Below are 752 nucleotides of genomic sequence, written 5' to 3'. Positions count from 1 at the left end.
TCTTCTCGTATACAACGGCCTGTTAATTCAACAAGTTCAAGGTACGATTTAAGCTCAAACGGTAGCCCTTTGGGCATTATTTGGCGTGGCATGCCTGCAAAGCGAAGAAGTTTTTTTGGTTGTTTTCCATCCTTTGCGTGTGTTAAACGTTCTTGAACACTGGTATGGTCTGACTCTTCTGGGGTGTTAGCCATTTTCGCTCTAATTGGGTTTAAATCGACATACGCCATACAGGCGGCAAGTGCGGCTTCATCTAATAATGCTTGGGACGTAAAACGCCCCTCCCAAAAACGGCCAGTGCAGTTATCTTCTTTGTTCGCTCTGCGGGCTATATCTTCATTTAGTAACCGCATAAACCAGCTAATACTTGATAAGCGCTCGCGGTATTGGTTTACTGTTTGGTTAAAAAAGACAAGTTCAGCTTTACTTAGCTTTTCGCCCTGTATGTATTTTTGTGTAAGAGCGGTGCCTTTACACAGCTTATGCCAACGAATAACAATCGCTTTATCATGTAGTCTGTTTGCTTTTTTATCATCAACATACAGTACTAAATGAGTGTGGTTGCTCATAACAGCATAAGCGCATACATCAATACAAAATATCTTAGCTAATTCAAGTAGTTTGTCTTCAACCCAGCCTCTGCGATGCTCGTAAGATTGACCAGTAAAATGGTCTTCGCCACATAAAAAAGCACGGCGAACGCAACGTGAAATACAGTGGTAGTATTTTGTATCAACCAAACTTATTTGACG

The 752-nt window shown here is 41.5% G+C and carries 1 protein-coding gene; it reads right to left on the bottom strand.

The genetic code is table 11. The features are described from left to right. On the bottom strand, positions 1–752 hold a 752-nt coding region (locus I6F65_RS21485; protein ID WP_197114863.1), incomplete at both ends, for a transposase.

Source organism: Pseudoalteromonas sp. SWXJZ94C, from assembly GCF_015864385.1.
Lineage (GTDB): Bacteria > Pseudomonadota > Gammaproteobacteria > Enterobacterales > Alteromonadaceae > Pseudoalteromonas.
The sequence above is the reverse complement of the archived record's forward strand: the minus strand, read 5'-3'. Positions and strand labels throughout refer to the sequence as shown.